This is a genomic window from Streptomyces sp. NPDC051217, assembly GCF_044455465.1.
Lineage (GTDB): Bacteria > Actinomycetota > Actinomycetes > Streptomycetales > Streptomycetaceae > Streptomyces.
In genome coordinates this window covers 1-21,875 of the sequence record NZ_JBITEV010000010.1, presented here as the reverse complement: position 1 = coordinate 21,875, position 21,875 = coordinate 1, and the positions used below count along the sequence as shown (strand labels likewise).

Annotated in this window: 17 protein-coding genes; 13 read left to right on the top strand and 4 right to left on the bottom strand. The window is 70.3% G+C overall.

The genetic code is table 11. The annotated features are described in order from the left end of the window. Positions 1–27 precede the first annotated feature (27 nt). Positions 28–996: a 2-phospho-L-lactate transferase gene (gene cofD, locus ACIBBB_RS22135; protein ID WP_398984507.1), complete on the bottom strand. Its 969-nt coding sequence runs from the start codon at positions 994–996 to the stop codon at positions 28–30. Positions 997–1,009: 13 nt separating this feature from the next. Then, complete coding sequence (locus tag ACIBBB_RS22130; protein WP_398984505.1) at positions 1,010–1,510, bottom strand: cysteine dioxygenase; 501 nt, start codon at positions 1,508–1,510, stop codon at positions 1,010–1,012. A 642-nt stretch (positions 1,511–2,152) separates the two neighbouring features. Here ACIBBB_RS22130 and ACIBBB_RS22125 point away from each other — a divergent pair. The 3 genes from ACIBBB_RS22125 (at position 2,153) to ACIBBB_RS22115 (ending at position 8,033) form a co-directional block, all read left to right on the top strand. Further along, complete coding sequence (locus ACIBBB_RS22125) at positions 2,153–2,416, top strand: WhiB family transcriptional regulator (RefSeq protein WP_023541320.1); 264 nt, start codon at positions 2,153–2,155, stop codon at positions 2,414–2,416. A 278-nt stretch (positions 2,417–2,694) separates the two neighbouring features. Next, on the top strand, positions 2,695–6,441 hold the full coding sequence (locus ACIBBB_RS22120; protein ID WP_398984502.1) for a glycosyltransferase: 3,747 nt from the start codon (positions 2,695–2,697) through the stop codon (positions 6,439–6,441). Next, positions 6,438–8,033: a DUF5719 family protein gene (locus ACIBBB_RS22115; RefSeq protein WP_398984500.1), complete on the top strand. Its 1,596-nt coding sequence runs from the start codon at positions 6,438–6,440 to the stop codon at positions 8,031–8,033. Before ACIBBB_RS22120 ends, ACIBBB_RS22115 begins: the two co-directional genes overlap by 4 nt. Before the next feature lie 31 nt (positions 8,034–8,064). Here ACIBBB_RS22115 and ACIBBB_RS22110 read toward each other — a convergent pair whose 3' ends face one another. Further along, on the bottom strand, positions 8,065–8,493 hold the full coding sequence (locus ACIBBB_RS22110; RefSeq protein WP_398984499.1) for a metallopeptidase family protein: 429 nt from the start codon (positions 8,491–8,493) through the stop codon (positions 8,065–8,067). A gap of 272 nt (positions 8,494–8,765) precedes the next feature. Here ACIBBB_RS22110 and ACIBBB_RS22105 point away from each other — a divergent pair, with 272 nt between their 5' ends. The 9 genes from ACIBBB_RS22105 (at position 8,766) to ACIBBB_RS22065 (ending at position 19,347) form a co-directional block, all read left to right on the top strand. Beyond that, positions 8,766–9,209 (top strand): DUF3499 domain-containing protein, encoded by a 444-nt coding sequence (locus ACIBBB_RS22105; RefSeq protein ID WP_398984497.1) that lies wholly within the window; start codon positions 8,766–8,768, stop codon positions 9,207–9,209. A 212-nt stretch (positions 9,210–9,421) separates the two neighbouring features. After that, entirely contained in the window at positions 9,422–11,038 is a 1,617-nt protein-coding gene (locus ACIBBB_RS22100) for an L-lactate permease (RefSeq protein WP_398984495.1), read from the top strand. A gap of 94 nt (positions 11,039–11,132) precedes the next feature. After that, positions 11,133–12,491, top strand: a complete 1,359-nt coding sequence (locus tag ACIBBB_RS22095) for a phosphomannomutase/phosphoglucomutase (RefSeq protein WP_398984493.1) — start codon at positions 11,133–11,135, stop codon at positions 12,489–12,491. 276 nt (positions 12,492–12,767) lie between these two features. Beyond that, positions 12,768–12,950: a Trm112 family protein gene (locus tag ACIBBB_RS22090; RefSeq protein ID WP_384197185.1), complete on the top strand. Its 183-nt coding sequence runs from the start codon at positions 12,768–12,770 to the stop codon at positions 12,948–12,950. Between the two features lie 97 nt (positions 12,951–13,047). Next, positions 13,048–14,184: an SIS domain-containing protein gene (locus ACIBBB_RS22085; protein ID WP_398984489.1), complete on the top strand. Its 1,137-nt coding sequence runs from the start codon at positions 13,048–13,050 to the stop codon at positions 14,182–14,184. Positions 14,185–14,372: 188 nt separating this feature from the next. Then, the gene (manA, locus tag ACIBBB_RS22080) at positions 14,373–15,542 is read left to right on the top strand and encodes a mannose-6-phosphate isomerase, class I (RefSeq protein WP_398984487.1); all 1,170 of its coding nucleotides are present in this window, start codon (positions 14,373–14,375) and stop codon (positions 15,540–15,542) included. A gap of 99 nt (positions 15,543–15,641) precedes the next feature. Further along, positions 15,642–16,697, top strand: a complete 1,056-nt coding sequence (locus ACIBBB_RS22075; RefSeq protein ID WP_398984485.1) for a cation diffusion facilitator family transporter — start codon at positions 15,642–15,644, stop codon at positions 16,695–16,697. Between the two features lie 391 nt (positions 16,698–17,088). Then, the gene (ahcY, locus tag ACIBBB_RS22070; protein ID WP_398984483.1) at positions 17,089–18,546 is read left to right on the top strand and encodes an adenosylhomocysteinase; all 1,458 of its coding nucleotides are present in this window, start codon (positions 17,089–17,091) and stop codon (positions 18,544–18,546) included. 186 nt (positions 18,547–18,732) lie between these two features. Further along, entirely contained in the window at positions 18,733–19,347 is a 615-nt protein-coding gene (locus tag ACIBBB_RS22065) for a hypothetical protein (RefSeq protein WP_398984481.1), read from the top strand. Between the two features lie 6 nt (positions 19,348–19,353). On the opposite strand, the gene ACIBBB_RS22060 is transcribed toward ACIBBB_RS22065, so the two are convergent. Continuing rightward, positions 19,354–20,301, bottom strand: coding sequence for an RDD family protein (locus tag ACIBBB_RS22060; RefSeq protein WP_398984479.1), 948 nt, complete (start codon positions 20,299–20,301; stop codon positions 19,354–19,356). Between the two features lie 119 nt (positions 20,302–20,420). On the opposite strand from ACIBBB_RS22060, the gene ACIBBB_RS22055 reads away from it, so the two are divergent. Next, positions 20,421–21,428: a stage II sporulation protein M gene (locus ACIBBB_RS22055; protein WP_398984477.1), complete on the top strand. Its 1,008-nt coding sequence runs from the start codon at positions 20,421–20,423 to the stop codon at positions 21,426–21,428. The last annotated feature ends 447 nt before the right edge of the window (positions 21,429–21,875 follow it).

Here is a 21,875-nt window from a genome sequence, read left to right as displayed (position 1 = left end):
CCGGACCTTCGCCTCCGCCGAAAGAAGTCACGCCCGCACCTCCTCGGCCAGCGCCAGCGCCGCACGCGCCATCGCGGCCGTCGCGTCCAGGTCGGTCATCATCAGCGGTACGGCCCTGCTCCGGATCCCCGCGCCCTCGATCTCCGCGACCGACGCCGCGTCCACCGTGTCGACCAGCCAGCCGTCCAGCAGCCCCGAACCGTAGTGCTGCGCCACGGCCGTGGCCGTCGACTCGACACCGATCGCCGCGAGGACCTTGTCGGCCATCCCGCGCACGGGCGCGTCCCCGACGATCGGCGAGAGCCCGACGACCGGCACCCCGGCGTCGGCGATCGCCTCGCGGATCCCCGGCACGGCCAGGATCGTGCCGATGCTGACGACGGGGTTGGACGGCGGGAAGAGGATCACGTCCGCCGCGGCGACGGCCTCCAGCACGCCGGGCGCCGGCTTGGCCTGGTCGGCGCCGACGGGCACGACCGCGTGGGCTTCCACGGAGGCGCGCATCTTCACCCAGTACTCCTGGAAGTGCACGGCCCTGCGCTCGCCGGTGGGGCTGTCCGGCACATCGACGGCGACATGCGTCTCGACGCGGTCGTCGGACATCGGCAGCAGCCGCACCCCGGGCTTCCAGCGCGCGCAGAGCGCCTCGGTGACCGCGCTCAGGGGATATCCGGCGCCCAGCATCTGCGTGCGGACGATGTGGGTGGCGAAGTCACGGTCGCCGAGGCCGAACCACTCGGGCCCCACGCCGTACGCCGCGAGCTCCGCCTTGACCTGGAACGTCTCGCCCTCGCGTCCCCAGCCCTGCTCTTCATTGATGCCACCCCCGAGGGTGTACATCACCGTGTCGAGGTCCGGGCAGACCTTCAGCCCGAACAGATGGATGTCGTCACCCGTGTTGCCGATCACCGTGATGTCCGCGTCCGGCGCGGCCTGCTTGAGGCCACGCAGGAAACGGGCACCACCGATACCACCGGCCAGAACCACAATGCGCATGCTGTGCAGTTTGTCAGGCGGGTACGACATCCTGGGCCGCCGGGGCACAGCGCGCGGAGTGCATCGGCATTTCGGTCAGACCGGGGAAGTAGATGTGCAGGCTGACGGCCGGTTCGATCGAGTCGTTGACCACCTCATGGACGTATCCGGGGGCGAAGACCCGCTGTGCGCCGCCGGCGAGACTCCGGCTCGCCCGCTCCGTACGCTCCGTCAGTTCGCCCCCAAGGACGGTCAGGACACCTGACGAGTGGCCGTGGTCGTGCGGCCCGCTGCCCTGGCCGGGCACCCAGGAGAGCAGCCAGACCTCGTAACCGGGTCCGGTGCTCAGCCGGTGGTACCAGCGGCTCACGGCGTCGTACTCGACGAGCGTGGCCCACCGGGAGCGGTCGGCGGCGATCGCACGGGCCAGACCGGCGAACTCGGCCACGGTGCCCGGATGCTCACGGGCGGGCTGGAGCAGGTGCGGCACCTCAAGGATGTCGCCTGCGATCTGAAGGTCACTGTCGCTGTTCATGGGTGTGGAGGTTCCTCGGCAGAAGGGGAGAACAACCGGGGGAAAGGGAGAAAAGGGGGGAAACTACATGTCCGGCCGGAGCTTCAGTGGCTCAACAGCAGGGACAACAGGAACAGCAACAGCGAGCCTGGACAGCGCTGCGGAACCCACGGATGTGGGCCGCGTACGGCGCTGAGGTGATCGGCATGCTTTCAAAGGTGGCGGGAACGGTTCCCGGCTGTCAACTCACTGACCGATTTGGCGCCAATGTTTCACCTCATCCGGTTACTGGGTTCGGAGAAAGGTTTGTGCAGGCGCTGACGTGGAGACATGGCGCAGCAGCCGTGCTCGCAAACACCGTCACGGTCCCGTGACCGGACTGTGATTCGGATCGCTTCCGTGGCTGAATCGCAACATCGTCCGGACTTCGGGCGTCTCCCTCAGGGAGGGAGTGGATGCGAGCTGGCCAGTGGCATGTGTCAGGTTTTTGGTGATTTGAACACTTTCCGCATAGCCTTGGTTCCGCAGAGTGAATACCGGGACCAATAGCAGATCTCGGCTTGACTGGCTCGTATCCGCACACTTGTAATTTCACTCGTGTCGTTCGGCCGAAAACGGTAGCGGCCGCAAGCACGGGGACGTAAAGACAGACGAGGGGCGCACATGACCGAGCTGTTCGAACAACTGCTGGTCGAGGACGCGGACGAGGAACTCGGCTGGCAGGAGCGCGCGTTGTGCGCCCAGACCGATCCCGAGTCCTTCTTCCCCGAGAAGGGCGGCTCCACCCGCGAGGCCAAGAAGGTCTGTCTCGCCTGTGAGGTCCGCTCCGAATGCCTGGAGTATGCCCTCGCCAACGACGAGAGATTCGGTATCTGGGGCGGTCTGTCCGAGCGGGAACGCCGCCGTCTCAAGAAGGCCGCGGTTTGAACAGTTCCGGCCATTCTCCGGTCGCGCCCCACGCGATAGCCCGCGTAACACCTCGCGCGACATTCTTCGAACGGTCCGTCGGCTGCGTCCTCTTCGCAGGCGGCGGACCGTTGTCGTGACCGCCGGGGGCCGCCGGGCCCGGCGCTCCCTCCCACGTCGTCCGGTTTGTCCAGGCGCTCGGCGATCCGGCGGCTGTTCGTACCGTTAGTGTGGGGCCCCGTCCGAGACGCCCCGACGCCCCGTCGGGGCGACCCCCCGGCCGGAGGGCCCCTACCTCGATGTCCGCCACCACAGCCGCGTTCGTTCCCGCCAGTGCACCGGAGTACCCGCGGCACGTCGTGACCGCAGTGCTCGTCTCCCACGACGGTGCCCGCTGGCTCCCCGACGCCCTTGCCGGGCTGATCGGCCAGGAACGCCCCGTACAGAACATCATCGCCGCCGACACCGGCAGCGCCGACGAATCGGCCACGCTCCTCACCGAATCGCTCGGCCCGGACCGTGTCGTCCACCTCGCCCGCCGTACCAGCTTCGGTACGGCCGTCGAGGAGGCGGTCCGTACCGCCGGCGTGCTCACGCCCGACGACCTGCCGTATCTGAAACGGCCGAGCGGCTGGGACCCTGTCACCAGAACCTGGCAGGACGACGCGTACGACATGCCCGAACTGCCCCACGGCGAGCCCGTGCAGTGGCTGTGGCTGCTCCACGACGACTGCGCGCCCGACCCCGACGCCCTCGCCGAGCTGCTGCGCGTCGTCGACACCGACTCGCACGCCGCGATCGTCGGCCCCAAGCTGCGCGGCTGGTACGACCGCAAGCAGCTTCTGGAGGTCGGCGTCTCCATCGCCAACAGCGGTCGCCGCTGGACCGGTCTCGACCGGCGCGAACAGGACCAGGGCCAGCACGACCAGGTCCGTACCGTGCTCTCCGTCTCCAGCGCGGGCATGCTCATCCGCCGGGACGTGTGGGAGGAGCTCGGCGGCTTCGACCGCAGACTCCCCCTGATGCGCGACGACGTCGACCTGTGCTGGCGCGCGCACGCCGCGGGACACCGGGTGCTCGTCGCACCCGACGCCGTCCTCAGGCACGCCGAGGCGGCCGCACGCGAGCGCCGCACCGTCGACTGCGCCGGCCGCTCCGTCGTCAACCCGCACCGTGTCGACAAGGCCGGCGCCGTCTACACGATGCTCGTCAACTCGCGCAGCGGCGTCCTGCCCTACGTACTACTGCGGCTGGTCGTCGGCACGCTCCTGCGTACCGTCGCCTACTTGGTGGGCAAGGCGCCGGGACAGGCCGTCGACGAGGTCATGGGCCTGTTCGGCACATTGCTGCGGCCCGGCAGAATCATCGGCGCGCGAAAACGACGCGGCAAAGGCGTCGTGGAGCCGAGCGAGCTCCGCGCGCTTTTCCCGCCACCCGGCGCCACCGTCCGGGCAACGGTCGAGCAAGTAGCTGGAAGCCTCGGTGGCGGCTCTGAGACCGAGGCCGGTGGCTCACGCCACGGCGCGGTGGAGTCGGGCCCCGGCGGGGACGACGCGGATTTTCTGGAGATCGAGCAGTTCGCGCGGGTGAAGCGCCTCGCGCACCGGCCGGGCCCGGTGCTCTTCGCCGTACTGCTCGTCGTCTCCCTCGTCGCCTGCCGGGCACTGCTCGGCGGCGGCGCCCTCGCGGGCGGCGCGCTGCTGCCCGCGCCGCCGGACGTGGCGGGCCTGTGGTCCCGGTACGCCGACGGCTGGCACCCCATCGGCACGGGCGGCACCCAGACAGCGCCTCCGTACCTCGCTGTCCTCGCCGCCCTGTCGGCGCTTTTCCTCGGGTCGACCGGCTTCGCGCTGACCCTGCTGCTCGTCTGCTCCGTACCGCTGGCCGGGGTCACCGCGTACTTCGCCTCCCGCCCGCTCATCGAGTCGAAGCTCCTGCGGGCCTGGGCGAGCGTCGCGTACGCCTTCCTGCCCGCCGCCACCGGCGCCCTGGCCACCGGACGGCTCGGCACGGCCGTGCTGGCCGTCCTGCTGCCGCTGATCGCGCGGACGGCCGTCGCGGCGTACGGGTTCCGCGCCGGTGACAGCGAGAGCGCCGCGCGCGGGAGTTGGCGCGCCACCTGGGCGTACACCTTCCTGCTCACCTTCGCGATGGCCTTCACACCCATCGTCTGGCCGATGGCGCTGGTCCTCGGCATCGCCGTCCTGGCCTTCCGGCGTGACGACATCGTCGCGTACGGGCTGCGCCTGCTGGCCGTGGTCGGCACCCCGCTGCTCGTCCTGGCCCCCTGGTCGCTCTCGCTGCTGACGTCACCGTCCGACCTCTTCCGCGAGGCGGGACTGGAGTTCGGTACGGGACAGGCCACCGCGCTCGATCTGCTCGGCCTGAGCCCCGGCGGCCCCAAGGCCGCCGGCGGGCTGCTGCTGATCGGCGTCGTCCTGGCGGCACTGGCAGCACTGCTGCGCGGCGAGCGGCAGTTCGCCGTACGGGCGGCCTGGGTGGCAGCCCTCGTGGCACTGGTCTTCGCCGTCCTCGCCAACAACTCCGGCTGGGCCGGCCCCGCCACCCTCGTCTACGGTCTCGCCCTCATCGCGGCGTCCGTCCTCGGCGCGGAAGGCGCCAAGGAACGCGTCGCCGCGATGAGCTTCGGCTGGCGCCAGCCCGTCGCGGCGGTCATCGCGCTCGCGGCCGGGGCGGCCCCCCTGCTCGCGGCGGGCGGCTGGATGATCAGCGGCGCTTCGGGCCCGCTGGAGCGGCGCGACCCGGTGCAGGTACCGGCGTTCGTCGCCGAGGAGAGCATCACCCGAGACCAGCCGCGCACGCTGATCCTCGGCGGTACGTCGCCCGCGGAGGTCTCGTACTCCCTCGTACGCGGCTCGGGCGGCCGGATCGGTGACGCCGAGCTGACCGAGTCGGGCGGCAGTGACCCCGGGCTCGACAAGGTCGTCGGGCGCCTCGTCGCGGGCTCCGGCGCCGACCAGACCGACCAGCTCAGCGGCTTCGCGATCCGCTACGTCCTCGTACGGGACGGCGCGCCGGCGCAGATGTCGCGCGTGCTCGACACCACCCCGGGCCTCAGCCGGCTCAGTCAGCTGGACGGCAGCGCGCTGTGGCGCGTCGACCGCCAGATCTCGCGGGCCACCATCATCGAGGGCGAGAGCGACGCCGAGCCGCTGCCCGTCGGATCGTCCACCGTCGAGGCCCACACCGACATCCCGGCCGGCAAGGACGGACGGGTCCTGCGGATCGCCGACCGGGCCGCCGAGGGCTGGCAGGCCACGCTCGACGGCAGCGTCCTGGAGAAGACGACCGTCGACGGCTGGGCGCAGGGGTTCCGGCTCCCCGCCGAGGGCGGCCGGCTCGACCTCACGTACGAGGACACGTTCACCCACACCGCGTGGGTCTGGGCGCAGGGCGCGCTCGCCGTCGTGCTGCTCGTGCTCGCCCTGCCGGGGCGGCGCAAGGAGATCGACGACGACCTGCCCGAGGAGCGCGCCGACGTGCCCGCACAGCCCGTGTCGGGCGAGGGCCGCCGGGCGCGCAGGCTGCGGGCCGCGGCGCAGGCGGAGGCCGAGGTCCAGGACGAGCCGGAGACCGCGGAAGGCGCCGTCGGGCCGGGGGAGGCCGCACCGCCGATGCCCGCGCAGGACCCGTACGTCACGGCCGCCGCCGTGCCGCAGCAGCAGTCGTACGGAGAGTGGGACGGCCAGCAGGCACAGACGGCCTACCAGGGCGCGGACTACGGCTCGTACGGCACGAATGAACAGCAGCAGTACGAAGGCGCCCCCTACCAGGGCGCGCAGCAGTACGACGGCGGCGCTCCTCAGTACGAGGGCGCCCCCCAGTACGACGCCGACGGCTACCAGCTGTACCCGCAGTACCCGGCCGATCAGTACCAGCAGCAGGCACCGGTCCAGTACGACCAGTACGGATACGTCGTCCAACAGCCGTACGCGGAAGGGCAGCAGCCCTACACCGACACCCAGCAGCCGTACACCGACGGCAACGAGAACGAGCAGCGTCCCGACGGGAGCAGCAACCAGTGAACCGCACGACACTCTCCCTCCTCGCGGCCGCCACCGCGCTCGCGGCGGTCACCGGTTTCGCCGCCGTCACCGCGCCCGACGCCGACGACACGACGGCGACGTCGAAGACGCCCGCGCGTCTTCCGGTGGAGCGCAGCAGCCTGCTCTGTCCCGCGCCCAGCACGTCGGAGCTCGCCGAGACGGTGTACACGTCCTTCACCCCGGGTGGCACGGCGGGCGGGGGTACGGGCGGTGTGGCCGAACTGGCGCCGTCCGTCGCGCCCTTGGACGACACGGACGCCGCCGACGACGAGAAGAAGACGGACGAGGGGACGACGGACGACCCGGCCAAGGACGACGAGACGAAGGACGACGAGGCCAAGAAGCCCGCGGCGGACGGGGCGGACACGAAGGCCAAGCCGTTCCTGGCCGTCAAGGGGCCCGGAAAGCCCGTCTCGGCGACCAAGAACGCCGCGGACGCTCCCGCGCTCGTCGGCTCCGCCACCGGCGCTCTCGCGCCCGGCTGGACCACACAGCAGACCACCACGATCACCGCCGGAGACTCGCGCGCGCTGCTCGGCATGAGCTGCACCCCGCCCGACACCGACTTCTGGTTCCCGGGCGCCTCCACGGACAAGTCGCGCCAGGACTACGTCCACCTCACCAACCCGGACGACACGGCGGCCGTCGCCGACATCGCGCTGTACGGCAAGGAGGGCACGCTCAAGTCCAGTACGGGAGAAGGCATTCCGGTCCCGGCGCGGTCCAGCGTCCCCGTCCTGCTGTCCACGCTCACGGCGGAGGCCGAGCCGAACGTCACCGTCCACGTCAGCACCCGCACGGGCCGCGTGGGCGCGGTGGTGAACGCCGCCGAAGAGAAGGTGGGCGGCGACTGGCTGGCCGCCTCCGCCGACCCCGCGCCCCGCCTCGTACTCCCCGGAGTCCCGGAGGACGCCACCTCCGTACGACTGGTGGTGTTCGCGCCCGGTGAGGACGACGCCGAGCTGAAGGTGCAACTGGCGGGCAAGAGCGGCACGATCGTTCCGGCCACCGCCGGTGAGACGCTCAACGTCAAGTCGGGTATGACGGCCTCGCTCGACCTGGGGGACGTCACCAAGGGCGAGGCCGGCTCGGTGAAGCTCGGGCCGGCGGAGGGCGGGGGCGAGACCCCGGTGGTCGCCGCGCTGCGCGTCGTACGGGGCAAGGGCACGAACCAGGAGGTCGCCTTCATCCCCGCGACCGGCCCCGTGACGGAGCGCGCGACGGTCGCCGACAACCGGGCCAAGGGCTCGACTCTGTCGCTCACCGCGCCGAGCGGGACGGGGAAGGTGAAGGTCACGGCCTCGGCGGGCAGCGAGGGCGGCGAGCAGGTCGTCAAGACGTACACGGTCAAGGGCGGCACGACGCAGGCCGTCACCCCGCCGGTGCCGACGGGGCTCAAGGGCTCGTACGCGCTGACGGTCGAACCCGAGTCGGGCGGACCGGTCCACGCGGCGCGCACGCTCGCGGAGACGAAGGACGGCGTACCGATGTTCACGGTGCAGACGCTGCCGGACGACCGGGGCATGGTGTCCGTACCGGCGACGAAGGAAGACCTCTCCGTACTGAAGTGACGCTGGGGGTAGGCGGCGCGCCGCGCCGCGGTCAGTCCTGGCCGTAGCGCGGATCGACGGATTCCGGTGCGAGCCCGAGCAGTTCGGCGACCTGCTCGACCACGACCTCGTGGACGAGCATGGCCCGCTCCTCGCGGTTCTTCGTACGGATCTCGACGGGCCGCCGGTAGACGACGATGCGCGCGGGCCGGTCCTTGCCCTCGGGGACGGACCGGCCGAGCGGCACCGACTCGTCGTCCGCGCCGGGCACGTCGAGCACCAGGAAGTCGATCTCCGTCAGCTGCGGCCAGCGCCGCTCCAGCCGCTCCACCGAGTCCCGCACAAGATCACGGAACGAGTCCGAGCGGCTCGCCGAGAGCGGGACCTGCGGCGGCGCGACCGGCCCTCGCATACCGCGGCCGTGGCGGTCTCGGCGACGTGGTCTCGGCTCGGTCGGCTGCTGCGGTACAGGACTGTCCATCACTGACGCAGGGTAGCTCTCCGGGGAACGCCGCGACGGTGCCGGACAGGCCCACCGGACGTCATGTCGCAAATTGAGCATTCCGGCCAAGCTTGGGCTCGTTTCGCTACGTCCGCCGGATCGTGGAACTCGCCTTCATTGGCAGGGTTTGCCCCAAGTGGTGACTGGATCACTGACGGTGATTGACCGATTACTCGTCTTCCCGCGCAGGTCAGGGCAGTTGCGTGGGTACCGGCTGGGGTGAATGCCGCGTCACGACACGGTGGAGTGACGTGAGGCGGAGTCGTCGCGGCCCGCTCAAGAGTGCGGTACCGTCCAACATCGTGAGCCCTGTACGTCGCTGTTCGCGCACCGCGTGCGGCCGTTCCGCTGTCGCGACACTGACGTACGTCTATGCCGATTCGACCGCGGTCCTCGGTCCGCTCGCCACGTATGCCGAGCCCCACTGCTACGACCTGTGCGCGGAACACAGTGAGAGACTCACCGCGCCCCGCGGCTGGGAGGTCGTCCGGCTCACGGACGGGTCCGCGCCGGCCCGGCCCAGCGGCGACGATCTGGAAGCCCTGGCGAACGCCGTGCGTGAGGCCGCGCGCCCGCCGGAACGGACGAGCGGGCCGGGCGGCAACGGGCCGCGCGGCAACGGGCCGCGCGGCACGGATCAGGCGGAGGTCGGGCGCCGCGGGCATCTACGCGTGCTGCGTTCCCCCGATTCCTGAGCTCCGAGTGCTGAGTCCTCGTCCCGTGTCCTGGTCCTGGTCCTGATTCGGACGGGGCTGAGGGCGGGCGGATGTTTCGGCCGTGCCGAACCCTTCCCGTGAGTTTCCGTGACGGATCCTGCACGGGCCATTGACCTCTTTTGTCGTGGACACGATCATTCCTCCAGCCGTGAGAGATCACTTTCCGCATCGCGGAATTCGGAGGCCCTTTCGTGTTCGAACAGCAATTGGAACCCGTCGCCGATTCACTCGGCCTGTCCGCCCTTGTAGCCGCGCTTCCCCTGGTCACCGTGCTGGTGCTGCTCGGCGCCGTCCGTATGAAGGCTCATCGCGCCGGACTGATCGGTCTGGCCGTCGCCGCCCTGGTCGGCTGGCTCGCCTTCGGAATGCCGATCGGCCAGACCGTCTCCGCCGGCGCACAGGGCATCGTCTTCGGCCTCTTCCCGATCATGTGGATCGTCGTCAACGCCCTCTGGGTGTACCGGATGACGGTCCGCACCCAGCACTTCGACATCCTGCGCCGCTCGTTCGGGCGATTCTCCGACGACCCGCGCATCCAGGCGCTCGTCGTCGCCTTCTGCTTCGGCGCGCTCCTCGAAGCCCTCGCCGGCTTCGGCGCTCCGGTCGCCATCTCCGCGGTGATGCTCGTGGCGATCGGCTTCGACCCGGTCAAGGCGGCGGTCGTCGCCCTCGTGGCCAACACCGCGCCCGTGGCCTTCGGCGCGATGGGTACGCCGGTGGTGACGCTGGCCCAGGTGACCGGCCTGCCGCTGGATTCCGTCGCCTCCGTCGTCGGCCGCCAGACGCCGCTGCTCGCCGTCGTCGTACCCCTGGTGCTCGTCTGGCTCGTCGACGGCAAGCGGGGGCTCCGCGAGACCTGGGCGCCCGCCCTGGCCTGCGGACTCGCCTTCGGTGTCGCGCAGTTCGTGGCGTCCAACTACGTCTCCGCCCAACTCGCCGACATCGGTGCCGCGCTGGTGGGCGCCGCCGCGCTACTCGCCGTGCCGAGCGCGCGCAAGCCGGCCGACGAGGCGGTACGGACCTCCGTACTGACGGGCGCGCGCAGCGAGGACCTCGACGTCGAGGACGAGCGCCGCGAAGTCCTCCGCGCCTACGCCCCGTACGGACTGATCGTGGTGATCTTCTCCCTCGCGCAGATCCCGCCGATCAAGGACCTCCTGGCGAAGGCGACGCAGTCCTTCGACTGGCCGTTCCTCGATGTCGCCGACTCGGAGGGGAAGCCGGTCGGGGCCAACGTCTTCTCGCTGCCGCTCATTTCGACCGGCGGCACGCTCGTCCTGATCGCGGGCCTCCTGACCGCGGGCGTGATCGGGCTCAAGGCGAAGGACGCGCTCAAGGAGTGGGCGGCCACCGTGCACGAACTGCGGTACGCGATCCTCACCGTCGTCTCGGTACTGGCCCTCGCGTACGTCATGAACCTCTCCGGACAGGCCGCCACCATCGGCCACTTCGTCGCCGCGGCGGGCGCGGGGCTGGCGTTCCTCTCTCCGGTGCTGGGGTGGTTCGGGGTCGCCGTCACGGGCTCCGACACCTCGGCCAACGCGCTCTTCGGCGCCCTTCAGGTGACGGCGGCGCGCGAATCCGGGCTGTCGCCCGAGTTGTTGGCTGCGGCGAACAGCTCCGGCGGTGTGCTCGGCAAGATGATCTCTCCGCAGAATCTGACCATCGCGTGCGCCGCGGTCGGTCTCGCCGGCAAGGAAGGGGACCTCCTGAGGAAGGTCCTGCCGTGGAGCCTCGGGCTGCTGCTGGTGATGTGCCTGATCGTGGTGGGACAGAGCACCTTCGTGCTGGACTGGATGCTGCCGTAGGCGCTGTGGCAGGCGTGGGGTCGCGCCCTCCGGGCCCCTCCTCGGGGCGGGTAGTTTGTGCTGACTGTCCGCAGAGACCTCAGGAGGGGTGGCCGTGGCCGACTTGGGCCAGATCGTGAAGGCGTACGACGTACGTGGCGTGTACCCGGACCAGCTCGACGACCGGCTCGTCGAGCTGTTCGGGGCGGCGTTCGTGGAAGTCACGGGCGCCACGGCGATCGTCGTCGGTCACGACATGCGGCCCTCCTCGCCCCATCTGTCGGCGAGCTTCGCCAGGGGCGCGGTCCGGCGGGGGGCGGACGCCACGATGATCGGGCTCTGCTCGACGGACCAGCTGTACTACGCGAGCGGGGCACTGGACCTGCCGGGCGCGATGTTCACCGCGTCGCACAACCCGGCGCGGTACAACGGCATCAAGATGTGCCGCTCGGGCGCCGCACCGGTGGGGCAGGACACCGGCCTGGCGGAGATCCGCGCACTGGTCGAGACATGGCTGGCCGACGGGCCCCCGGAACCGGCGGCGAAGCCCGGAACCATCACGCAGAGTGACACGTTGAACGATTACGCGGCACATCTGCTGTCCCTGGTCGATCTCTCGGCGATCCGCCCGCTGAAGGTCGTGGTCGACGCGGGGAACGGCATGGGGGGCCACACCGTCCCCACGGTCCTCGCGGCACTCCCTGTCGACCTGGTGCCGATGTACTTCGAGCTGGACGGCACGTTCCCCAACCACGAGGCCAACCCGCTCGACCCCCGGAACATCGTGGACCTCCAGGCCCGCGTGCTCTCCGAAGGCGCGGACCTGGGCCTGGCGTTCGACGGCGACGCGGACCGCTGCTTCGTCGTCGACCAGCTGGGGAGAGGCGTGTCACCGTCGGCGATCACGGCCCTGGTCGCCGAGCGTGAACTCGCCAAGAACCCCGGCGGCACGGTGATCCACAACCTGATCACCTCCTGGTCGGTCCCCGAGGTCGTCAGGGAGCGCGGCGGCATCCCGGTCCGTACGCGCGTGGGCCACTCCTTCATCAAGCAGGAGATGGCCCGAACCGGCGCGATCTTCGGCGGCGAGCACTCGGCGCACTACTACTTCCGTGAGTTCTGGAACGCGGACACGGGCATGCTCGCGGCGCTCCACGTCCTGGCCGCGCTCGGCGGACAGGACGGCCCGCTCTCCGAACTCGTCGCCTCCTACGACCGGTACGTCGGCTCGGGCGAGATCAACTCCACGGTGGACGACCAGACGGCCCGCCTGGCCGCCGTACGGAAAGCCTTCGCCGACCGCGAGGGCGTCACGTTCGACGACCTGGACGGCCTGACGGTGACCACCCACGACTGGTGGTTCAACCTCCGCGCCTCCAACACCGAACCGCTGCTGCGCCTCAACGTGGAGGCCCGCGACGAACCGACGATGTCCAAGATCAGAGACGAAGCCCTTGCTCTGATCCGCTCCTGAGGGCGCGAGCGGGCGTTCGGGGCCCGGGGCCCGGGGGCTCGCTCCGGTTCCCGGAAGGGGCGGGTCGCGGGCAGAGGGACGCGTCCCTTGCCGTGCCCGGCGCCCACCCCCGGCGCCCACCCCCGGCGCCCACCCCCGGCGCCCACCCCCGGCGCCCGGCCCCAGCCCCGGCCCCAGCCCCGGAGCGAGCCTCGCGGCACCCTCCGGCGGTAGGCTGACGTGGCTCGATCCGCACCACTCCGCACGCCTCAGCTCGTTCGAAGGGACACCCACCACATGCCGCTCGAAGCCGGCCTCCTGGAGATCCTCGCCTGCCCGGCCTGCCACGCGCCGCTCAGCGACCACACGGCGGACGACACCCCCGAGCTGATCTGCACCGGCGAGGACTGCGGCCTGGCCTACCCGGTCCGGGACGACATCCCCGTACTCCTCGTCGACGAGGCCCGCCGCCCCGCCTAGGGGAGCCCGCCCGCGCAGGCCACTCGCGAAACGCCACCGCCACCGCCCGTGCTCACGCGCCGCCCACGGCGCCCGGCGATCGGAGACCCACCCCGCCATGCTCGACGAGTCCTTGCTCGACGCGCCGGACGCGCTGGCCCGCGCCGACCACCGTGGGCTCCTCCTCGGCGCCGCGGAGGCCGGAGCACGCGTCCGTACCGCCGTCCGGCACGCCGCCGAGGCGGGCATCGGGAACCTCAACCCGGAGGGCCGTCCCCGCGCCGTACTGTTCGCGGGCTCCGGCACCGCCGCACTCGGTGTCGCCGACCTGCTCGGCGCGCTCGCCGGTGCCGCCGCGCCCGTCACGCTGCTGCGCCCCACCGGCGTCGCCCCCGCCGCAGGCGCCCTGCGCTGGGCGCTTCCCGGCTGGGCCGGCTCCGTCGACCTGCTCCTCATCGCCACCACCGACGGCGGCGAGCCCGGTCTGGCCCTCCTCGCCGAGCAGGCCTACCGCCGAGGCTGCACCGTCGTCGCCGTCGCCCCGAGCCAATCCCCGCTCAGCGAGGCCGTCGGCGGCAGGCACGGTCTCTCCGTGCCCATGGCGCCGACACCACAGGAGCAGTACGAGGAGACCCAGGCCGCCAGCCCGGGTGCCCTCTGGGCGCTGTTCACCCCCCTTCTCTCTCTTCTCGACCGCGTCGGACTGCTCACCGCCCCGGCCGGGACGCTCCAGCTCGTCGCCGACCGCCTCGACAGCACGGCGGAGCGCTGCGGCCCGGCCATCGCGACGTACAGCAACCCGGCGAAGACGCTGGCAGCCGAACTCGCCGAGAGCCTCCCGCTGATCTGGACGGAAGGCACGACAGCAGCTCCGGCCGGCCGCCGCTTCGCCGCCGTACTGGCCGAGCTGTCCGGCCGCCCCGCACTCGCCGCCGAGCTTCCGGGTGCACTGCCCGCGCACGGCCTCCTCCTGGGCGGCGACTTCGCCGGCGGTGCCGCCGACCCCGACGACTTCTTCCGCGACCGCGTCGAGGAGCCCCCGGCGCTGCGCGCCCGTGTCGTGCTGCTCCGCGACCGGCCCGTCGGCGGACTGACCGCGGCACCTGCGGCCCGTGAACTCGCCATCAGCCACGAGACGGCCATCAGCGAACTGGAACCGCAGGAGGGCAGCGAACTCGAAGCCCTCGCGGAACTCGTAGCCATCACGGACTTCACAGCCGTCTACCTGGCCCTGGCCTCCGGCAACCGCGAATGACTCCGACCGGCTTCCCCGACCGACCCCCGCGCTGAACTCACCTCAGACACCCCCGACTTCGCACCGCCCATTTCTCACACCCCGTTCCCCCAGGCACCTCCGCAACTTGCACCACCTCGCACCGATCCGCCCCGCCCCGCCCCGCGCCCGCACGTCACCGTCCCCCTCACGCGACCAGGAAGCACCCCATGGACCGCCTCTCCAACACTGTGCGCCCCTACGCCTGGGGCTCCACGACCGCCATCCCGGAGCTCCTCGGCACCGCCCCCACCGGCGAGCCCCAGGCCGAGATGTGGATGGGTGCCCACCCAGGGGCCCCGTCCCGTATCCACCGCACCACCACCCCGCTCGAACACCCCCTCTCCGAAGTCATCGCAGCCGCCCCCGAGGCTGAACTCGGAGCCCCCACCGTCAAGAAGTTCGGTCCACGTCTCCCCTTCCTCCTCAAACTCCTCGCCGCGGGCGCCCCCCTCTCCCTCCAGGTCCACCCCAACCTCGCCCAGGCGAAAGAGGGCTTCGCGGCGGAGGAGCGCCAGGGCGTCCCCATCGACGCTCCGCATCGCAACTACAAGGACGCCAACCACAAGCCCGAACTGATCTGCGCCCTCACCCCCTTCGACGGCCTCTGCGGCTTCCGCGCCCCTGACGAGACCGCCGACTTCCTCGCCCGGCTGGACGTCGACTCGCTCAAGCCGTACGTCGACCTCCTGCACGCCCACCCCGAGGAAGCCGCGCTGCGCGAGGTCCTCACCGCCGTGCTGACCGCCGACCCCGACGAGATGTCCCACACTGTTCATTCCTCCGCCGAAGCCGCGGCACGCCTCGGAGGCGAGTACTCGCCATATGCGTCGATCGCCCACCATTACCCCGGAGATCCGGGCGTCATCGCGGCCATGCTGCTCAACCACGTACAACTCCAGCCCGGCGAAGCCCTTTTTCTCGGCGCAGGTGTCCCGCACGCGTATCTGAACGGCCTGGGCGTAGAGATCATGGCCAACTCGGACAATGTCCTGCGCTGCGGCCTCACCCCCAAACACGTCGACGTGCCCGAACTGCTCCGCGTTGTGCGCTTCGAGGCGACCGAACCCGCCGTACTCCGCCCCGAGGCGTCGCCGTCCGGCGAAGAGCTGTACGACACCCCGATCGATGAGTTCCGTCTGTCCCGCTACGTCCTGGCGCCCGGCGCCGAACCCCGCGAACTCACCGCGGGAACCCCGCAGATCCTCCTGTGCACGCAAGGCACGCCGCGCGCCGACGACTTCGACCTGGCGCCGGGTGGTTCGGTCTTCGTCCCCGCCGGCGAAAAGACCGAACTGACCGGTACGGGCACGGTCTTCCGGGCTACCGTCGTCGCCTGAACCAACGCTTCGCGCACGGCCGGCTTCGGCGGCTGCAACAATGTCCCGCCGTACCCGCGGCGTCAGGGCCGGGGACCGAGGAAGGGATCCACCGCACCCATGAGCGCGTCAGGCGGAACCAAGGCGATCGTGGCGGCGCTCGCCGCCAACCTCGCGATCGCAGTAGCCAAGTTCGTGGCGTTCCTCTTCAGTGGTTCGTCGTCGATGCTCGCCGAGAGCGTGCACTCGCTCGCCGACTCCGGCAATCAGGGGCTCCTGCTCCTGGGCGGCAAGAAGGCCAAGCGCGAAGCGACCCCGGAGCACCCGTTCGGCTACGGCCGTGAGCGCTACATCTACGCGTTCCTCGTCTCCATCGTGCTCTTCTCCGTCGGTGGCATGTTCGCCATCTACGAGGGCTACGAGAAGATCAAGCACCCGCACGAGATCGAGGCCTGGTACTGGCCGGTCGGCGTCCTCGTGTTCGCGATCATCGCCGAGTCGTTCTCGTTCCGTACGGCCATCAACGAGTCCAACGCGACCCGTGGCAAGCGCTCGTGGAAGGAGTTCATCCGGCACTCCAAGGCTCCGGAGCTTCCGGTCGTCCTGCTGGAGGACCTCGGCGCGCTGGTCGGTCTGATCCTCGCCCTCGCGGGTGTGAGCGTGGCGCTCGCCACCGGAGACGGCGTCTGGGACGGCATCGGCACGCTCTGCATCGGCATCCTGCTGATCGTGATCGCGATCGTTCTGGCGGCAGAGACGAAGTCCCTGCTGCTCGGCGAGGCCGCCGGCCTGGAGGACGTGGAGAAGATCAAGGCCGCGATGGTCGACGGCGACGTCGTCACCGGCATCATCCACATGCGCACGCTCCACCTCGGCCCCGAGGAACTGCTCGTGGCGGCCAAGATCTCGGTCGAGCACGGCGACACGGCGGCCGAGATCGCGCACGCGATCAACGCGGCCGAGTCGAGGATCCGCGAGGCCGTTCCGATCGCCCGTGTGATCTACCTGGAGCCGGACATCTACAGCGAGGCGGCGGCAGCGGCGGGCACCAACCCGGCCAAGTCGCCGGGCGTCCCGGACACCGAACCGGCGCCGGAGCCGAGTCCCGACACAACTCCCGGCACGACCCCTGAGGCTGCCCCCGAGGCGACCCCTGAGGCCGACAAGGACCACTGATCACCCGCTCGCATCAGTAAGGAGGCCCCGGCGCATCTCGCGCCGGGGCCTCCTTACTGATGAGGCGTCCGTACGCCCTCACGGCGTGCGGGGGCGCGCCTACGCGGTCCAGTACGAAAAGCCCCGGAGGCCCGAGTCGAGGACCCCTCGGGGACCGCCGATGACGAGGGCCGGGCACCGGTGCGCTGTGGGGCCGCTGGGCCGATCGGTGTAGATTCGTCATCAGAGCCAGACGTCGCTGCTGATGGCGGTCGGGCGGTCTGCGGCGCGGACCGGCCGAGGGAGAGAGGGCCTCCGACGGACTGCGTTGCGTACGTCCGGGCATTCGTATGCCCGCCGCCGCAGAGTCAGCCGTACCCACCCTCGACCCCTTAACGAGGAGCAGCTCGCTATGACCACTGTCGCCAACCGACAGGACTTCAAGGTCGCCGACCTCTCGCTTGCCGAGTTCGGCCGCAAGGAGATCACCCTCGCCGAGCACGAGATGCCCGGCCTGATGTCGATCCGCAGGGAGTACGCCGAGGCGCAGCCCCTCGCCGGAGCCCGCATCACCGGCTCCCTGCACATGACCGTGCAGACCGCCGTCCTCATCGAGACGCTGGTCGCGCTCGGCGCCGACGTCCGCTGGGCCTCCTGCAACATCTTCTCCACCCAGGACCACGCCGCCGCCGCGGTGGCCGTCGGCCCGAAGGGCACCCCGGACAGCCCCCAGGGCATCCCGGTCTTCGCCTGGAAGGGCGAGACGCTCGAAGAATACTGGTGGTGCACCGAGCAGGCTCTGACCTGGCCCAACTCCTCCACCGGCGGCCCGAACATGATTCTGGACGACGGTGGCGACGCCACCCTGCTCGTCCACAAGGGCGTCGAGTTCGAGAAGGCCGGCGAGGCTCCCGACCCGGCCACGGCGGACAGCGAGGAGTACAGCTACATCCTCCGTCTGCTCAACCGCACCCTCACCGAGAACCCGCAGAAGTGGACCCTCCTGGCGTCCGAGATCCGCGGCGTCACCGAGGAGACCACGACCGGTGTCCACCGTCTCTACGAGATGCACCGCGACGGCACCCTTCTCTTCCCGGCGATCAACGTCAACGACGCCGTGACCAAGTCGAAGTTCGACAACAAGTACGGCTGCCGTCACTCCCTGATCGACGGCATCAACCGCGCCACCGACGTGCTGATCGGCGGCAAGGTCGCCGTCGTCTTCGGCTACGGCGACGTGGGCAAGGGCTGCGCCGAGTCCCTGCGCGGCCAGGGCGCCCGCGTGATCATCACCGAGATCGACCCGATCTGCGCGCTCCAGGCGGCCATGGACGGCTACCAGGTCGCGACGCTGGACGACGTCGTCGGCACCGCCGACATCTTCGTCACCACGACGGGCAACAAGGACATCATCATGGCCGCGGACATGGCCAAGATGAAGCACCAGGCGATCGTCGGGAACATCGGCCACTTCGACAACGAGATCGACATGGCCGGCCTGGCGCAGACCCCCGGCATCGTCAAGGACGAGGTCAAGCCGCAGGTCCACACCTGGACGTTCCCCGACGGCAAGACGCTGATCGTCCTGTCCGAGGGCCGTCTGCTGAACCTCGGCAACGCGACCGGTCACCCCTCCTTCGTGATGTCCAACTCGTTCGCGGACCAGACCCTGGCCCAGATCGAGCTCTTCACCAAGCCGGAGGAGTACCCGACCGACGTCTACGTGCTGCCCAAGCACCTCGACGAGAAGGTCGCCCGCCTCCACCTCGACGCGCTCGGCGTGAGGCTCACGACGCTCCGCCCCGAGCAGGCCGCGTACATCGGCGTGAAGGTCGAAGGCCCGTACAAGCCCGACCACTACCGCTACTGATCCACAGGCACCGCCGCTGACACCAGCGGCACGGGCAGGCCCCCACACCCCCGTGTTGGGGGCCTGCCCCGCTTTCCCGCCCCTGGTCCCACCGGCTGCTGGTCCCATGTGGTTCGTGTGTACGTGAGCGGCACCGCTGTGTGCTCTCACGGCACGGCCCCGGAGGACACCGAAGGACTCCCGCACATGCCCCGTGGCCGCTACTCACTCCACGATCCACACGACCACACCCCCCTCGGCGAAGAACACTTCCACTGCGCGCCGGGCCCCTCCGGCTGGCGCTACGTCTCCCAGATCACCGCTCCCGGTGGTGACCACGCCGGCTCCGTCGACCTCACCCTCGACGAACTCGGCCGCCCCATCCGTCTCGAACTGCACGCCGCGAGCTGGCAGGTCCGTGGTGCCGCGCTCGACGGCGTCACCTGGGTCCGCACCGACCCCACCGGTGCCGAAGCCACCGAAGGCAATGTCCGCGCCCACTCCTTCACCGGCACATCCCCCGCGTTCCTCGTCGCGATCACCCGCCTTCTCCGCCTCACCCCCGCTTCCCCGGCGACCCGGGTCCGTCTCGTCGCCTTCACGGACCCGGTCCTCGCCCCCCGAACTCTGGACCAGTCCTGGGCGCTACTGAGAAGTGAAGCGCACGCCACTGACAATGGACCCCTGACCGTGGACGAGTACCAGGTCGGCGCTCTGGACACCGGTGAACAGCACAGCGTGCACATCAGTGGCGACGTGGTCCTCGCGGCGCCGGGCATCGAGCTCGAAGACCTCGAAACGCCGCCGTCGGCCCTGCCCTGACGGTGTCTAGGCGGGCGGCGCGAACCCGGAGGCCGGGGGAGCGGCGGGCCCCGGCTCACGACTCGCGGCCTCCGCCCCGTCCTGCGGTACCTCCACGGGCCGCGCGTCCCGCGGCTCCGCGACCTCAGGCCGACGCACGGGTGGGTGGGCGGGGGCGACCGGACCGGGCTGCGCGCCGGGCGCGGACCGGCCAGCCGTCACCGAGCCAGGTCCGAAGGCCCGCCGCGCGTCTCGCGCCTGCCGTTCGTTGACCACAGCCGCGAGATAGGCCGCCGGCGGCACGTCGTGGGGAAGCGGCACCCCCGTACGCGCCGCCAGATCACCGGCCAGCCGCTGCGCCATCGACCAGCCGACGCCGGCGTCGAGTTGCCGCATCCGCGTCAGGTACTGCCGTACGGCCAGCCACAGATCGTCGGGCACCGACGACAGATCCAGCTCCGAGAAGCGCCCGACGAGCCACGGGGGAGGAGGCGGTACGGCAGAGGCCCGATCGGCCGGCACACGCTCGCGCACGACCAACGTCCCGGCGAACAGATCTCCGACCCGACGCCCTCGCGCCGAAACGAGCGAAGCGATACACGCGATGACCCCGAAGGACATAAGCAGTTCCACCACTCCCATCGCCCCGCGCACCAATGCGTGCCGGAAGCGAATGGGCCCGCCGTCGTCACGGACCACCCGCAGCCCGCAGGCCAGCTTCCCCAACGACCGCCCGTGACTGAGGGTTTCCACCGCGATCGGCACCCCCACCGGTATCAGTAGGAAGCTCGCGACCGCCAGCGCCGCCACGGCGGCGGTGTCGAGCGAATCCGTCGCGATGGCGAGGACGATCGACACCACGATGTACCCGGCCCACACCACGGCCAGGTCGATGACGACCGCCAAAGCCCGGCTCGGCAGCTTCGCGGGGCGCAGCCCCAATACGACCGCGTCGCCCGTGACTAGCTCATCCACCGGTGCTCACCCTTCGCCGACCTTCTCTGCCCCCGGACCGCTCAGTCTGCCAAGCTGGCCTGCAACGTGCCGCAGTAGTACGGACCGTACGCACCCAGTGCCTGGAGCAGCAGCCGACCATGGATCTCGACGTCTTCGTCTCGGCCCACCGACCTGAGTGGGACCGTCTGGAACATCTCCTGCGCCGTGGACGGCACCTCACCGGTGCGGAGGCGGACGAACTCGTCGCCCTCTACCAGCGCACGGCCACCCATCTCTCGCTGATCCAGTCCAGCGCCCCGGACCCCATGCTCATCGGGCGCCTGACCCAGCTGGTCGCGCGCGCCCGCTCGGTGGTCACGGGCACCCGTCGCGCCGGCTGGCGCGACGCAGCCCGATTCCTTACCGCCGGCTTCCCCGCCGCGATGTACCGCTCCCGGCACTGGTGGATACCGGTCGCTCTGCTCTCCGTACTCGTCGCCTCGGTCATCGGCTGGTGGATAGGGACGCACCCCGAGGTCCAGTCGGCGATCGCGGCCCCCGACGACCTCCGACAGATGACCCGACCCGGCGGCGAGTACGAGACCTACTACTCAAGTCACCCGGCAGCGTCCTTCGCGGCCCAGGTGTGGACGAACAACGCCCAGGCCGCCGCCATGTGCCTCGTCCTCGGCGCCTTCCTCTGCTTCCCGGTGATCTGGATCCTCTTTCTCAACATGCTCAACCTCGGCGTCGGCATCGGCCTGATGTCGTCCGCCGGCCGACTGGACAGCTTCCTCGGTCTGGTTCTGCCCCACGGCCTCCTTGAGCTGACAGCTGTCTTCGTCGCGGCGGGTACGGGCCTCCGGCTCGGCTGGACCCTGATCGACCCTGGTCCGTACACGCGTCGCACGGCACTGGCCCAACAGGGCCGGGCGGCGGTCGGGATGGCGATCGGACTGGCACTGATCCTCTTCGTGTCGGGTCTGATCGAGGGCTTCGTGACCCCGTCCGGCCTGCCGACATGGGCTCGTATCGCCATCGGTGTCCTCTCCGAGCTGGCCTTCCTGGCGTACGTGTACGTGCTCGGCGGCCGAGCGGCTCGCGCGGGTGACACGGGCGACGTGGAGAGCGCCGACCAGAGCGCCCAGCTGCCCACGGCAGCCTGATGTGCGTGGACGCTTGCTGACCTGCTATTCTCCAGTTCGCTCCACAGAGACCGGTGCCGATTGTTGACATGGCCTGTGTGGGGAGGTAGATTTGACTAGTTGCGTCGGAGTTGGACAAGCTCGGAAGCGACGGTTAATCTCTACTCGGCTTCGAGCGGGAATCGAATTTCCGCGGAGCATTTCCGATACATCATCCGAATCGCAGCGGCCGATTTAGTTCAGCCCCGCTGTTTCTGATAATGTCGGGCTCGCCGAAAGGCAAAGGGCCAGTCCGAAGGCCATTAGACCTCTTAATTGAGACCGCTTCTCCATGAGAAGTGAGACGCAAAAAGAGTCTGATAGAGTCGGGAACGCAAGACCGAAGGGAAGCCCGGAGGAAAGCCCGAGAGGGTGAGTACAAAGGAAGCGTCCGTTCCTTGAGAACTCAACAGCGTGCCAAAAGTCAAC